The organism is Prauserella isguenensis, from assembly GCF_014191605.1.
GTDB lineage: Bacteria > Actinomycetota > Actinomycetes > Mycobacteriales > Pseudonocardiaceae > Prauserella > Prauserella isguenensis.
Map to the genome: position 1 here is coordinate 66,499 of NZ_JACHWU010000004.1, position 13,246 is coordinate 79,744.

General features: G+C 70.5%; 15 protein-coding genes. 9 read left to right on the forward strand and 6 right to left on the reverse strand.

Annotated features, from left to right (window positions below):
• Positions 1-159 precede the first annotated feature (159 nt).
• From rsmD to mutM, 7 genes are all read left to right on the forward strand, one after another.
• The gene (rsmD, locus tag FHS23_RS16595) at positions 160-729 is read left to right on the forward strand and encodes a 16S rRNA (guanine(966)-N(2))-methyltransferase RsmD (protein WP_183656395.1); all 570 of its coding nucleotides are present in this window, start codon (positions 160-162) and stop codon (positions 727-729) included.
• Positions 730-921: 192 nt separating this feature from the next.
• Entirely contained in the window at positions 922-1,404 is a 483-nt protein-coding gene (gene coaD / locus FHS23_RS16600) for a pantetheine-phosphate adenylyltransferase (protein ID WP_183656399.1), read from the forward strand.
• A gap of 167 nt (positions 1,405-1,571) precedes the next feature.
• Complete coding sequence (locus FHS23_RS16605) at positions 1,572-2,354, forward strand: SPFH domain-containing protein (protein WP_183656402.1); 783 nt, start codon at positions 1,572-1,574, stop codon at positions 2,352-2,354.
• 214 nt (positions 2,355-2,568) lie between these two features.
• Complete coding sequence (locus tag FHS23_RS16610) at positions 2,569-3,204, forward strand: YceD family protein (RefSeq protein ID WP_183656405.1); 636 nt, start codon at positions 2,569-2,571, stop codon at positions 3,202-3,204.
• An 89-nt stretch (positions 3,205-3,293) separates the two neighbouring features.
• A complete protein-coding gene (rpmF, locus tag FHS23_RS16615) occupies positions 3,294-3,476 on the forward strand; it encodes a 50S ribosomal protein L32 (RefSeq protein WP_183656408.1) in 183 nt (60 codons plus the stop codon).
• A gap of 11 nt (positions 3,477-3,487) precedes the next feature.
• Positions 3,488-4,228, forward strand: coding sequence for a ribonuclease III (gene rnc / locus FHS23_RS16620; RefSeq protein ID WP_183656411.1), 741 nt, complete (start codon positions 3,488-3,490; stop codon positions 4,226-4,228).
• Between the two features lie 18 nt (positions 4,229-4,246).
• Positions 4,247-5,107 (forward strand): bifunctional DNA-formamidopyrimidine glycosylase/DNA-(apurinic or apyrimidinic site) lyase, encoded by an 861-nt coding sequence (gene mutM / locus FHS23_RS16625; RefSeq protein WP_183656414.1) that lies wholly within the window; start codon positions 4,247-4,249, stop codon positions 5,105-5,107.
• 9 nt (positions 5,108-5,116) lie between these two features.
• On the opposite strand, the gene FHS23_RS16630 is transcribed toward mutM, so the two are convergent.
• The 3 genes from FHS23_RS16630 to FHS23_RS16640 all read right to left on the reverse strand — a co-directional run bounded on the left by FHS23_RS16630 (position 5,117) and on the right by FHS23_RS16640 (position 6,593).
• Positions 5,117-5,443 carry a HepT-like ribonuclease domain-containing protein gene (locus FHS23_RS16630; protein WP_343054059.1) on the reverse strand — a complete coding sequence of 109 codons (327 nt, stop codon included), beginning with the start codon at positions 5,441-5,443 and terminating at the stop codon, positions 5,117-5,119.
• A 15-nt stretch (positions 5,444-5,458) separates the two neighbouring features.
• Positions 5,459-5,764 carry a nucleotidyltransferase domain-containing protein gene (locus FHS23_RS16635; protein ID WP_183656417.1) on the reverse strand — a complete coding sequence of 102 codons (306 nt, stop codon included), beginning with the start codon at positions 5,762-5,764 and terminating at the stop codon, positions 5,459-5,461.
• A gap of 193 nt (positions 5,765-5,957) precedes the next feature.
• The gene (locus FHS23_RS16640; protein ID WP_183656420.1) at positions 5,958-6,593 is read right to left on the reverse strand and encodes a hypothetical protein; all 636 of its coding nucleotides are present in this window, start codon (positions 6,591-6,593) and stop codon (positions 5,958-5,960) included.
• Between the two features lie 169 nt (positions 6,594-6,762).
• Between FHS23_RS16640 and FHS23_RS16645 the strand changes: the two genes are divergently transcribed.
• Complete coding sequence (locus FHS23_RS16645; RefSeq protein WP_183657380.1) at positions 6,763-7,083, forward strand: acylphosphatase; 321 nt, start codon at positions 6,763-6,765, stop codon at positions 7,081-7,083.
• Positions 7,084-7,328: 245 nt separating this feature from the next.
• On the forward strand, positions 7,329-10,964 hold the full coding sequence (gene smc / locus FHS23_RS16650) for a chromosome segregation protein SMC (protein WP_183656424.1): 3,636 nt from the start codon (positions 7,329-7,331) through the stop codon (positions 10,962-10,964).
• Positions 10,965-10,991: 27 nt separating this feature from the next.
• On the opposite strand, the gene FHS23_RS23790 is transcribed toward smc, so the two are convergent.
• The 3 genes from FHS23_RS23790 to FHS23_RS16660 all read right to left on the reverse strand — a co-directional run bounded on the left by FHS23_RS23790 (position 10,992) and on the right by FHS23_RS16660 (position 13,246).
• The gene (locus FHS23_RS23790) at positions 10,992-11,222 is read right to left on the reverse strand and encodes a hypothetical protein (protein ID WP_343054018.1); all 231 of its coding nucleotides are present in this window, start codon (positions 11,220-11,222) and stop codon (positions 10,992-10,994) included.
• Positions 11,219-11,632, reverse strand: coding sequence for a class I SAM-dependent methyltransferase (locus tag FHS23_RS23795; protein WP_343054019.1), 414 nt, complete (start codon positions 11,630-11,632; stop codon positions 11,219-11,221). The genes FHS23_RS23790 and FHS23_RS23795 overlap by 4 nt, the downstream gene beginning before the upstream one ends.
• A gap of 99 nt (positions 11,633-11,731) precedes the next feature.
• Positions 11,732-13,246 (reverse strand): sodium:solute symporter, encoded by a 1,515-nt coding sequence (locus FHS23_RS16660; protein WP_183656427.1) that lies wholly within the window; start codon positions 13,244-13,246, stop codon positions 11,732-11,734.

Here is a 13,246-nt window from a genome sequence, read left to right on the forward strand (position 1 = left end):
TGCGCGGGCGTGCGCGCGCACGTGCGGGTAGCGCCGTTCGCTCCGGCGGCGGGCGACGGCAGGTGCCGCGTCGCTTCCCCTACGGCTGCTCCTCCGGCCCGCCCGTGTCCCACCGCCTCCCCATCCGACACGCTTCGCGTGGCTGCCTACGATCAAGGCGTGACCAGGATCGTGGCCGGACGAGCGGGTGGACGGACCCTGCGGGTGCCGCCGCGGACGACGCGGCCGACGTCCGAACGGGTGCGGGAAGCCCTGTTCAACTCCCTCGAAACGGCGGGTGACCTCGACGACGCCCGCGTGCTCGACCTCTACGCGGGCTCCGGCGCGCTCGGGCTCGAGGCGCTCTCGCGCGGCGCCGCCGACGTCCTGTTCGTCGAATCGGACCGCAAAGCCACCGAGGTGCTGCGCGGCAACGTCGCCACCGTCGGCCTCGGCGGGCGCGTCCGGCAGGCCGCGGTCGAGTCGGTCGTCGCAGAGGGCAGCCCCGAGCCGTTCGACGTCGTGCTGATCGACCCGCCGTACGCGCTGGCCGGTGACACGCTCGCCGGTGTGCTGGCGGACCTCGTCCGTGGCGGCTGGCTGACCGACCGTGCGCTCGTCGTCGTGGAACGTGCGGTGCGCGACGGCGACCCGCCATGGCCCGCGGGGCTCACGGCGCTGCGCACGAAGCGCTACGGCGGGAGCGCGCTGTTCAGGGCCGAGGTCGACACCGACACCGACGGCGGCTGAGGCGGCGACTGCTGAGGCGGCGACTGCTGAGGTCCCGTCGCGTGGGACGGCGACGGCGTGGTGAAGCCGACATCCCGGACAGGTGGAGATCGGCCACATCCGTGCCCGGCCACCGCGGGCGGTTGCTAACGTCCGCGCGTCCTTCGATCACGCGAGCAGCGATGCTCGGCATCGCGGTTAGGGTTCTGTGCCATGCGGCGAGCGGTGTGTCCCGGCTCCTACGACCCGGCGACCAACGGGCATCTGGATGTGATCGAACGGGCGGCGCACCTGTTCGACGAGGTCGTGGTCGCGGTGCTGATCAACAAGAGCAAGCGCGGCATGTTCACGATCGACGAGCGCATGGAGCTGCTGCAGGAGTCGACGGCGAAGCTGCCGAACGTGCGGGTCGACTCGTGGCACGGCCTGCTCACGGACTACTGCAAGGAGCAGGGCATCCAGTCGATCGTGAAGGGGTTGCGCTCGGTCAGCGACTTCGACTACGAGCTGCAGATGGCGCAGATGAACCGCGAGATCTCCGGCGTCGAGACCCTGCTGATGTCGAACAACCCGGCGTACAGCTTCCTGTCCAGCTCGCTGGTCAAGGAGGTCGCGACCTACGGAGGTGACGTGACCGGCATGGTGCCGCCGGCGGTGCACGACCGGCTCCTGGCGCGCATCGCCGAGAACGACTGACTGCGCCCCTGCTCTCGCCACCGACTGAGTCCCTCAAAAGTGCCCTGGGGTGCTTTGCGGGCCGGTCGCGCGGAGGCTTGACACGCCCGGCTCGGCCCGGTCACCGAAAACCCGCGCCCGGACCGGCACACTGGTACCAGGCCACGATCAAGTTCCAGGGAGTTGCCGTGTACCGGGTGTTCGAGGCGCTCGACGAGCTCGTCACGATCGTCGAAGAGGCGCGGGGTGTGCCGATGACCTCGAGCTGTGTGGTGCCCCGAGGGGATGCGCTCGAGCTGCTCGACGACATCCGCGAGGCGCTGCCCACCGAGGTGGACGACGCGCAGGACGTGCTCGACAAGCGCGACGAGGTGCTGCAGAACGCACGTACCGAGGCCGACACGACGATCTCGAACGCCAACGAGCAGGCCGAGCGCACCGTCTCCGAGGCCAGCGCCGAGGCCGAACGGCTCGTCTCCGAGGCGCGTGCCAGGGCCGAACAGCTCGTCGCCGACGCGCAGGCCGAGGCCGAGCGCACCGTCTCCGCGGGGCAGGCCGAGTACCACGACCTGACCGAGCGCGCTCGCACCGAGTCCGAGCGGATGGTCCAGGCGGGCAGGGACGCCTACGACCGGTCCGTCGAGGAGGGTCGCGCCGAACAGGCCCGGCTCGTCGCGCAGACCGAGGTCGTCCAGGCCGCCCACGGCGAGGCCTCCCGTATCGTCGACGAGGCCCACGGCGAGGCGGACAAGCAGCGCAGTGACTGCGACGCCTACGTCGACGGCAAGCTGGCCGAGTTCTCCGAACTGCTGTCCACGACGCTGCGCACCGTCGATTCGGGCCGCAACCACCTGCGCGGCGGTGGCGGGTACAACGGTTCCGGCGGTGCCGGCGCCTCCGGCTACAACGGCTCCGGGCCGTACACCTCCGGTGCGGGTGGCCGCGGCTTCTACGACTTCCAGTCCCACTGAGTCCGTGATCCCCACGCGCCCTGCCCGCGGTGATGCGGGTGCGGTGCGCACGGCGCCCCCGCGGCGTCGCTGCGGACGGACCGCCCGACCGGGCGCCGACCGGCCGCCGGGAACGGATTTGCCCTGCTCGCGTAGGCTGGATTGACGCGCCTTACGCCGGGTGCCGTGATCACCCGCGCCGGCGAGTCCCAACCTTCCTCGAACGAGAAATCCGATGTCTGACGAACGTTCCCCGAATCCTGGCTCCGAGCGGGCCGACCGCAACCCGTGGCTGGTCGACACGCACGAGCTCGGCCGTCGCCCCGGCGCCAGCAGGTCGGTGAAACGGGACATTCCCGTCACCGAGTCGTTGGGTGTGCCCGAGGTCGTCACCGTGCCTGCCGGCGCCGCGATCGCCGTCGACCTGCTCCTGGAGTCGGTCGTCGAAGGTGTGCTGGTCACCGGGTCGGCCAGCGCATCGACCACCGGCCAGTGCTCGCGGTGCCTGGACCCGATCACGGGCGAGGTGACCATCGAGGTCACGGAGCTGTTCGCCTACCCCGAGTCGACGACCGACGAGACCACGGAGGAGGACGAGGTCAGCCGGGTCGTCGACGACCGCATCGACCTGGAGCCCGTGGTCAGGGACGCGCTCGTGCTGGCGCTTCCGCTGGTGCCGCTGTGCAGCGACGACTGCGCCGGACTGTGCTCCGGATGCGGCGTGAAGTGGGCCGATCTCGAGTCCGGACACGGGCATGAGACGATAGATCCTCGGTGGGCCGCACTCGTCGACCGACTGCAGGACACGGAGGACGTTTCGGACGCCCCGAGTGACCGGGCAGGCGAAGGAACCGACGACTCGGACCGGTGACACCGCATGGCGGTGCCGCGCTCCCACCCCGGAGTTTCGAGCAAACAGCTCGCGCGATCGCGGGCAGATTTTGATGAGGAGAATCAGCCGTGGCTGTCCCCAAGCGGAAGATGTCGCGCTCCAACACCCGCGCCCGCCGTTCGCAGTGGAAGGCGAAGCCGGTGCAGCTCGTGGAGTGCTCCAACCGCGCCTGCAAGGCCAAGAAGCCGCAGCACGTCGCCTGCCCTGAGTGCGGTCAGTACGCCGGCCGGCAGGTCGTCGAGCCGGCCTGAGGTTCCGCGAGATGGGGGGTAAGGCACCGGCAGGTCCGGCTACGGATCCCGCACCGCTGCTCGAGGGGCTCGGCGTCGACTTCGACAGCGAACTGCTGACGCTCGCACTGACCCACCGTTCGTACGCCTACGAGAACGGCGGGCTGCTGCCGAACGAGCGACTCGAGTTCCTCGGCGATGCGGTGCTGGGCCTGGTGGTGACCGATCACCTGTATCGCAAGCACCCCGACCTGCCGGAAGGGCAGTTGGCGAAACTGCGCGCCAGTGTCGTCAACATGCACGCGCTCGCGGGCGTCGCGCGCGAGCTCGGCGACGGCGGCCTGGGCACGTACCTGCTCCTCGGCAAGGGCGAGGAGCTGACGGGTGGTCGTGACAAGGCGAGCATCCTGGCCGACGGGCTCGAAGCCGTGATCGGCGCGACCTACATCGCGCACGGCATCGAGATCGCGCGGGAGCTCGTCCACCGGCTGTTCGGCCAGTTGCTCGAGGAGGCGCCGCTGCGCGGTGCCGGCCTGGACTGGAAGACCAGCCTGCAGGAGCTGACCGCGTCGGCCGGGCTGGGCGTGCCCGAGTACAAGGTCGAGGACACCGGTCCCGACCACCGCAAGGAGTTCACCGCGACCGTTTACGTCGGCGGTCGTGACCTCGGCAGCGGCAGCGGCACGACCAAAAAGGAAGGCGAGCAGAAGGCCGCCGAAACGGCGTGGCGCGCGCTGTCGGAGGAGCTCGACCTCGGCAACGAGTCATCCTGACCCCGCACGGAGTCGCGCGTGCCTGAACTTCCCGAGGTCGAGGTCGTGCGTGCCGGTCTCGGACGGCACGTGACAGGCCGTGTCATCACCTCGGTCGACGTACTGCATCCGCGGGCGATCCGCAGGCACGTGCCCGGCGCCGACGACTTCGCCGGCCGGCTCGCCGGCGTGAAGATCACCGCGGCCCGCAGGCGTGGCAAGTACCTGTGGCTCGACCTCGCCGACGGCGAGGCGATGCTCGCCCACCTGGGCATGAGCGGTCAGATGCTCGTCCAGCCCGCCTCCGCTGCCGACGAGAAGCACCTGCGGGTGCGTGTCCGCTTCGCCGACGACGGCCCCGAGCTGCGGTTCGTCGATCAGCGCACGTTCGGCGGGCTCGCCCTCGACGAGCTGGTCGACGTCGACGGCACCCTCGTGCCCGCGAGCGTCGCCCACATCGGACGCGACCCGATGGATCCGCTGTTCGACCTGCCCGCCGCGGTCGCCGCGCTGCGGGGCAAGCGCACCGAGGTCAAACGGGCGCTGCTCGACCAGACGCTCGTCTCCGGCATCGGCAACATCTACGCCGACGAGGCCCTGTGGCGGGCCCGCCTCCACGGCACGCGCCCCACCGAACGGCTCACGCGCGCCCAGGGGCAGCTCGTACTCACCGCCGCCACCGACGTCATGGCCGACGCGCTCGGCGCGGGCGGCACCTCGTTCGACGCGCTGTACGTCAACGTCAACGGCGAGTCGGGCTACTTCGAACGATCCCTCGCCGTCTACGGCAGGGCGGGCGAGCCGTGCCGCCGCTGCGGCGCCCTCATCCGCCGCGAGGCGTTCACCAACCGGTCGTCCTACTTCTGCCCGCGCTGCCAACGCCGCCCACGGCGCACCTGACGGAGTCGGTCACTGGGGTGGCGGCGCCTCGCCGAGCAGGGTCTCGAGCACGGTGCACAAGGTGGGAATCTCGTCGTGTACCAGGGACCAGATGAGTTCGTGATCCACGATGTCGTATCCGTGTGCGATGACGTTGCGGGTTCCGATGATGGAGCGGAGATCGGGAATGCGAACGGCAGTGTCCGGATCGCCCTGGCGTAGCCGGTTGAGTGCTTCGCCGACGATCTCGAGCTGGCGCTCGACCGCTGATTGACGGAGCCAATCGGAGGCGTACTGGTCCCATGTCAGGCCCTTGGTCGCTTCCCGTGCACGCAGGGCTGCTTCGCGTGCGCCCAGAGATACGCGGGGCTGTCAGGCTGCATAGATGTCGCGAGCTGTCGAGAAGACCGTGTGCGCGATGTACGGGTTGCGCAGGTTCCGGGACTGGACCAGGTCGACGGGGTGCCCGATGATCTCCTCGAGTTCGTCCTTGAGTGCGAAGTAGTCGCGGGAGGTGCGCCGGATTCCCTCGTGGTAGTCGATCAGCAGGTCGACGTCGCTGCGCGCGGGGTCGAATCCCTCGCTGAGGGCGGACCCGAACAGGCGGAGACGTTCGACGCCGTATCGCTCGCAGACGCGGGCGATCGCGTCGAGGTCGAGCGCGAGGTCCTGGGCCACGTGCCCATCATCCCACCTGCGGTGCAGCGATGTCGACGTGCACGCCGCCGAGTCGCCGCACGCGGTGACCCGGGCGTCGTCAAGCTCGAGGCCGTGGCCGATCCGCTGCCGCTGGACGTCGGCGAGATCCGTCGTGCCGCGCTGCCGGCGCCGGCCCCGCCGGCGCCCCGCTGGCCGAGGCCGGTGGGGTTACTTACGGGTTGGTGGACGAGACCGAGCCGGTCGGCTCGGTACTACTCGGACCGTCAGGCGTGGTGGTCGTGGTCGACTCAGAGCCGGAAGACGTCGGCGAAGGGTCGTCGGAGGTTGGCTGCGGGTCCTCCGACGTCGTGGGGTCGGGCTGCTCCGTCGGACCGGGCTGCCCCGGATCGGGCTGACCGGGGCCGGGGTTGTTCGGCCCGTCGTCGCGGGACGAGGGCTGCCGGTCCTCGGTCGTGGTGATGAGGCTGGTCGTGGGGGTGCCGTCGGGGCCGATACTGACCACGGTGCTGGTGGCCGAGGTCGGCTTCGTCTTGTCGCCCGGCACGGGCTTGCCGTCGACCATGACGGTGGTGGCGCCGGAGCTGGGGTCGTCGGCCTCGGTGGTGCTCGTGCCGTTGCCGGTGTTCTCGACGCGCGAGGTGTCGTCGCCGTCGGCCGTGGTCTGGTCCTCACCGCCGGCCGTGACCTGGGCGAGCGCGCCGAAGGCCGTGGCGAGCACGAGGCCGCTGGCCGCCAGTGCGAGGTAGCCGGTGCGCTGCCAGCGTCCGCCCGATTCGCGCGGGGGTGCGCTCTCGCCGTTCGTGGGGGCCTCGCCGTTCGTGGGGGCCTCGCCGTTCGTGGGGGCCATGCGGTTTCCTCCGACTCAGACAACCCGGATGGACGACGGCGGAACGCTATCACTGCCGGGTAACGCCGCGGGTCGCGCAGGTGTCCCGGGCAGCTGGGAACTGCGGCGACCGGGCGCTCATCATGGACGTGTGGGTGAACGAGACGACACAGTGGGTACCGGCGCGGGCATGAACGACGTGGATGCGAACGCAGGCGCCGGCGATGCGGGCGCCTGCGACACCGTGCGGCTGACCGCGTGGGTCCACGGCGCGGTGCAGGGCGTGGGGTTCCGCTGGTGGACCCGCAGCAGGGCCTTGGAACTGGAGTTGGTCGGCAGCGCGGCGAACCTGTCCGACGGCAGGGTGCAGGTGGTCGCGGAGGGTCCGCGCGAGCGGTGTGAACGGCTGCTCGAGGCGCTGCGCGGCGGGCGGACACCGGGCAGCGTGGAGCACGTCGCGGAGTTGTGGGCCGAGGCGAAGGGCGGCCTCTCGGGGTTCGTCGAACGCTGACAGGCCCCACGACGTGCTGACGTGCTCCACGACGCGCTGACAGGGCCCCACGCGGTGTGCGGCGTTCGGCCCCGAAGCGTGCGTGACGCGTGATGCGTGTGGGGCGAAACCGCCAGGTCGGCGTGGGAGAGGACACGGCTGCGGGTGCTGCCACGCCGGGACGTCGTCCGACGGCGCCGCGAAGCACCCGGGTAGCATTCCCCGATCGGAGATCGCCCCGGATGTGAGCGAAAGGTCGACGCCGCGTGTACCTCAAGAGCTTGACGCTCAAAGGCTTCAAGTCGTTCGCGTCGGCGACCACGTTGCGGTTCGAACCCGGCATCACGTGCGTGGTCGGCCCGAACGGCTCCGGCAAGTCCAACGTCCTCGACGCGCTGCGCTGGGTCATGGGCACGCAGGGCGCGAAGGACCTGCGCGGCGGCAAGATGGAGGACGTCATCTTCGCCGGCACGTCGGGTCGCGCGCCGCTGGGCCGTGCCGAGGTGACCCTGACGATCGACAACGCCGACGGTGCGCTGCCCATCGAGTACTCCGAGGTCTCGATCACGCGCCGGATGTTCCGTGACGGCGCCAGCGAGTACGAGATCAACGGCAACGGCTGCCGCCTGCTCGACATCCAGGAACTGCTGTCGGACTCGGGTATCGGCCGGGAGATGCACGTCATCGTCGGCCAGGGGCAGCTCTCGGAGATCCTGCAGGCCAAACCCGAGGAGCGCCGCGCGTTCATCGAAGAGGCCGCGGGCGTGCTCAAGCATCGCAAGCGCAAGGAAAAAGCCGTGCGCAAGCTGAGTGCGATGCAGGGCAACCTGGACCGGCTGAACGACCTCACGACGGAACTGCGCAGGCAGCTGAAACCGCTCGGCAAGCAGGCGGAGATCGCGCGGAAGGCGCAGACCGTCCAGTCGGAGCTGCGGGACGCGAAGCTGCGTCTCCACGCCGACGACCTGGTCACCCAGCGCGAGGCGATCGCCAAGGAGGAGGCCGACGAGAAGGCCGCCCGCGCCCGCAGGGCCGAGGTGGAGCAGGCGTTGGAGGTCGTCAGCTCCGAGCAGGCAGATCTGGAGCGGTCGCTGGCCGAGGACGCGCCGATGCTGCAGGCGGCGCAGGACACCTGGTACAAGCTCTCGTCGCTGGCAGAGCGGCTGCGGGGCACGGTGCGGCTGGCCGTGGAGCGGCAGCGGCATCTGTCGGAGGAGATCGACACCGGCGGCACCGGCCGTGACCCGGAGGAGCTGCTCGCCGAGGCGGAGGAGGCGGCCGCCCGCGAGGAGGAGCTGAACGAGGCCGTCACCGAGGCCCGTGCGGCGCTGTCCGAGAAGACCGAACGCCGCGAGCACCTGGAACACGTGGTGCAGGAGGCCGAGCGTGCCCACATGGCGGCGGTGCGGGCCATCGCCGACCGGCGGGAGGGTATCGCGAAGCTGTCCGGCCAGGTCGAGGCGCTGCGGAGCAAGAACAACGCCACGGCCGAGGAGGTCGAGCGGCTCACGAGCTCCCTCGAAGAGGCGGAGGCCCGCGCGGAGGCCGCCGCGGAGGAGCTCGAGGCGGCGCGCGCCGAGGGCGGGGTCGAGGATTCCGACGACGCCGGCCTGCAGGAACGCCACCAGCGCGCCGTCGAGGCGGCCGACGCCGCCAAGCAGCGGGTCGACGAGCTGGTCAAGGCCGAGCGCAGTGCCGAGCGGGACATCGCGTCGGAGAAGGCCAGGGTCGACGCGCTGTCGATGGGCCTCAGCCGCAAGGACGGTGCCGGTGCGCTGCTCGGCGCGACCGACGAGCTGCCCGGCCTCCTGGGGTCGGTCGCGGCGCTGTTGACCGTCGAGACCGGGTTCGAGGTCGCACTGGCGGCGGCACTCGGCCCCGTCGCCGACGCGGTGGCCGTGTCTGCGGGCGAGGACGCGTTGCCGGCGCTGCGGTATCTCAAGGAGAACGAATCCGGTCGCGCGGGCCTGCTGCTCGGTGGGGCACGCGGTGCGGTCGACACGTCGTCGTGGCCCGCGCTGCCCACCGGGGCGCGCTGGGCACGCGAGGTCGTCACCGCGCCGGACGCGCTGCGGCCCGCCGTCGAACGCGCCATGGACCGTGTCGCGGTGGTCGAGGCACTGGACGACGCGCGTGCGCTGGTGCTCGCCGAGCCGAGCGTCACGGCCGTCACCCGGGACGGCGACGTGGTCGGCGACCACTGGGCCGTGGGCGGTTCGGCCAAGGACGAGAGCGTCATCGAGGTGCAGGCCGCGGTCGACGAGGCGCAGGACCGGCTGGCCGCCGCGGAACGTGCCCTGGAACAGGCGTCCGCGGAGCTGGAGGGTGCGCGCGCCGATCAGGACGACCGGCAGTCCGAGGTCACCGCGGCGAAGGAGGCGCTCAACGAGGCGAAGGTCCGCAAGGCCCGTTCCACGGAGCGGCTGAGCAGCCTGGAGCAGACCGCGCGGTCGGCCGAGTCCGAGGTCGAGCGACTGCGGAACCAGCGCGCCAAGATCGAGCAGAACCGCGAGGAGATGCTGGCGCAACTCGCCGAGCTCGAGGACCGGCTGGCCGCGGTGTCGGAGCAGCCGGTCGAGGAGGACCCGGACACCTCCGAACGCGACGAGGCGGCCGAATCCCTCACCGCGGTGCGCCAGGAGGAGGTCGACGCGCGTCTGGCGCTGCGGACGGCCGAGGAACGCGCCCGGAGCATCGCCGGCAAGTCCGATGCCCTGGTGCGGGAGGCCGAGGCCGAACGGCAGGCCCGCGAACGGGCCGAGCAGGCCCGCATCGCCCGCGAGCGCGGCGCGTCGATCGCCGAGGCGGTCGCCAGCGGCGGCGAGGCGGCGCTCGAGCGGATCGAGGTGTCGCTGCAGCGCGCGGCCGCCGAGCGAGACGCCGTGAAGGCCCGTCGCGAGGAACGCGAGACGGCGCTGACGCAGGTACGCGGCAAGGTCAAGGAGCTGACGGGCGAGCTGGAGAAGCTCACCGACGCGGTGCACCGGGACGAGGTGGCGCGCGCGGAACAGCGGCTGCGCCTGGAACAGCTCGAAACGAAGATCACCGAGGAGTTCGGCATCGGGCTGGACGACCTGGTCGCCGAGTACGGACCGCACGTCGACGTGCCGCCCGGCGCGGGGGAGCTGGCCGAGTACGAGGCTGCCAAGGAGCGCGGCGAGACGGTCGCCGAACCGCAGCCGATCCCGTACGACCGGCCGACACAGGAGCGCCGGGCCAAACGTGCGGAGAAGGATCTCGCCCAACTCGGCAAGGTCAACCCGCTCGCCCTCGAAGAGTTCGCCGCGCTGGAGGAGCGCTACAAGTTCCTGTCGACCCAGCTCGAGGACCTCAAGGAGACCCGCAAGGATCTGGAGCAGGTGATCCAGGAGGTCGACGACAAGATCCTCGAGGTGTTCACCAGTGCCTACGAGGACGTCGCGCGCGAGTTCGAAACCGTGTTCTCGGTGCTGTTCCCCGGCGGTGAGGGCCGCATGGTGCTCACCGAGCCCGGGGACATGTTGGCCACGGGAGTCGATGTCGAGGCGCGCCCGCCGGGCAAGAAGGTCAAGCGGCTCTCGCTCCTGTCCGGTGGCGAGAAGTCGCTGGTCGCCGTCGGCATGCTGGTGGCGATCTTCCGTGCCCGCCCGTCGCCGTTCTACGTGATGGACGAGGTCGAGGCCGCGTTGGACGACACGAACATGCGCAGGCTCATCGGCCTGCTGGAGCAGCTGCGCGACAGCTCCCAGCTCATCGTCATCACGCACCAGAAGCCGACGATGGAGATCGCCGATGCGCTGTACGGCGTCAGCATGCAGGGCGACGGCATCACGAAGGTCATCTCGCAGCGCATGCGCACCGACGCCGGCGAACCGGAGCCGGAGTCGTCGGACCGGGACGAGGCCGAACCCATCGAGGTCTGAGCCGGAACGACCGTCGGCGCGGCACCGTCAGTCGGCGCGGCGTGCGAAGACGACGGCTCCCGGCACGTCCTCGTCCGGCCGTATCAGCAGTTCCGCCTCGACCGTGAACCCCGCGTCGCGGAGCAGGTCCGCGACCGAGTGGGGCCTGCGGCGGTGGCTGTCGAGGCTGACCGGGCGGCCCGTGTAGCCCTCGGACGTGTGCCGGACCCCGTCGCCGACGTGGAAGCCGATCAGGACGGGACCTCCGGGGCGGGTCACGCGGCGGAACTCGCCGAACACGCCGGGCAGCGCGTGGTCGGGAACGTGGATGATCGACCAGAACGCGAGCAGCCCGCGAGGGAACCGTCGGCCAGGTCGAGGTCGGTCATGGTGCCGACGTCGAAACGTGCCCGTGGGTAGGTGCGCCGGGCGAGGGCGATCATCTCGGGGGAGAGGTCGATGCCGAACGCGTCCACCCCGGCGTCGCGGAGGTGCTCGGTGACGTAGCCCGGCCCGCAACCGACGTCGGCGACCGGACCCCCACCGGCCGCCTTCACCGACTCGGCGAACAGCGCGAGGCTCGCCCGCAGATACGGCTTGCCGTCGAGCAGCCCGCGTACCCGGTCGGCGTATCCGGAGGCGTCGGTGTCGTAGGAGGCGCGGGTGTCGGACAGCCAGGTGTCGGCCATGGGTGAACGGTAGCCGTTCCGGCGCCGACCGTCTGTCCGCGGAAAGGCCGGCGCACGATTCCTCGCGCGCCGGCCTTTCCGCAGTCCTCCGCGGTCTCGCTAGACGGGTTCCTCCTCCTGCTTCTCCGCCTCGGCGGCGCGCGGGTCGGGGCCGCTGTGCCGTAGCGACAGCAGGCCGCCGACGACGAGCGTGACGACCACGCCCAGCGGCACGTACCAGGGGAAGGCGAGGCCGACCTCCTCACCTTCCACGGTGAACGTGACGCCGAGGACGAACACCGCGGCCACGGCGACGGTGCACACAAACGCGATGATCGCGTCGGTCTGCCGCGCCTTCTTGACGATCATGCCGAGGAAGAACGCGCCGAGCAGCGCACCGTAGGTGTAGCTGGCGATGCTCAGGCCGAGTTCGACGACCGGGGTGTCGGTGCTGGTGAACATCGAGGCGAACACGACGAACACGACGGCCCAGATGATCGTCCAGAGCCGCGCCTGCTTGAGCATCACGGCATCGGACATCTTCTTCTTCGTGAACCGCTCGTACAGGTCGGCGATCGTCGAGGTCGACAGCGAGTTCAGCGACGAGGAGATCGTCGACATGGCGGCGGCGAGGATGCCCGCGATGAGGATGCCGGACAGGCCGACGGGCAGTTCCTCGAGGATGAACCGCGGGAACAGGTCGTCGGGGTTGGTCAGCCCCAGCGCTTCGATGCTCTGTCCGTTGTAGAACGAGAACAGCATCGCGCCGACCACCAGGAACACCGCGAACTGGAAGAACACGACGACACCGCTGGCGATCACGGCTTTCTGGCTGTCGCGCACGTTCCTGCAGGCCAGCAGGCGTTGCACCATCAGCTGGTCCGCGCCGTGCGAGGCCATGGCGAACAGCGCACCGCCGACGACGGCGGTGATGAACGCGTACTGGTCGGTGATGATGTCGGAGCCGAACTCGAAGAGCTGGAACTTGCCCGCGTCGGCGAGGTCGCCGAACCAGCCGCTGGGCAGCTGCCCCGCGAGCACGAAGATCGCCGCGATCGCACCGAGGACGTAGATGGCCATCTGGATGACGTCGACCCAGATGACGGCGCGGATTCCGCCGAAGTAGGTGTAGATGACGGCCACGAGCGCGATTGCGGAGATCACGACCCAGTACGACACGTCGAGGCCGAGCCCGTCGAGTACGAGCTTGACGGGGATGGCCGTGGCGAACAGGCGTACGCCGTCGGCGAGCAGGCGCGTGACGAGGAACGTCACCGAGGCGGTGCCCTGGAGCCCGCCGCCGAAGCGTTGGCCGAGGAAGCCGTACGCGCTGACGAACCCGCCCGCGTAGTACTGCGGCAGCAGCACGAACGCGACGACGACCCGGCCGATGAGGTAACCGATCGCCAGCTGCAGATACGTGATGTTGCCGAGGTAGGCCACGGTCGGCACGCTCAGCACGGTCAGCGTCGAGGTCTCCGTGGCGACCACCGAGAAGGTGACGGCCCACCAGGGCACCTTCCGGCTGCCCACGAAGTAGTCGTTCGACGATCGCTGCTTCCCGCTGAGCAGGATGCCCACGATGGGCGTTCCCACCAGGAAGATCGCGATGATCGCGAGGTCCAGTGCGCGCAT

Bases quoted from the DNA above. Each gene is read 5' to 3' on its own strand.
- rnc (WP_183656411.1), top strand. From the start codon at position 3,488: ATGGGGGGTAAGGCACCGGCAGGTCCGGCTACGGATCCCGCACCGCTG.
- FHS23_RS16610 (WP_183656405.1), top strand. From the start codon at position 2,569: ATGTCTGACGAACGTTCCCCGAATCCTGGCTCCGAGCGGGCCGACCGC.
- coaD (WP_183656399.1), top strand. From the start codon at position 922: ATGCGGCGAGCGGTGTGTCCCGGCTCCTACGACCCGGCGACCAACGGG.
- FHS23_RS16660 (WP_183656427.1), bottom strand. From the start codon at position 13,246: ATGCGCGCACTGGACCTCGCGATCATCGCGATCTTCCTGGTGGGAACG.
- FHS23_RS23795 (WP_343054019.1), bottom strand. From the start codon at position 11,632: ATGGCCGACACCTGGCTGTCCGACACCCGCGCCTCCTACGACACCGAC.
- FHS23_RS16640 (WP_183656420.1), bottom strand. From the start codon at position 6,593: ATGGCCCCCACGAACGGCGAGGCCCCCACGAACGGCGAGGCCCCCACG.
- FHS23_RS16645 (WP_183657380.1), top strand. From the start codon at position 6,763: ATGAACGACGTGGATGCGAACGCAGGCGCCGGCGATGCGGGCGCCTGC.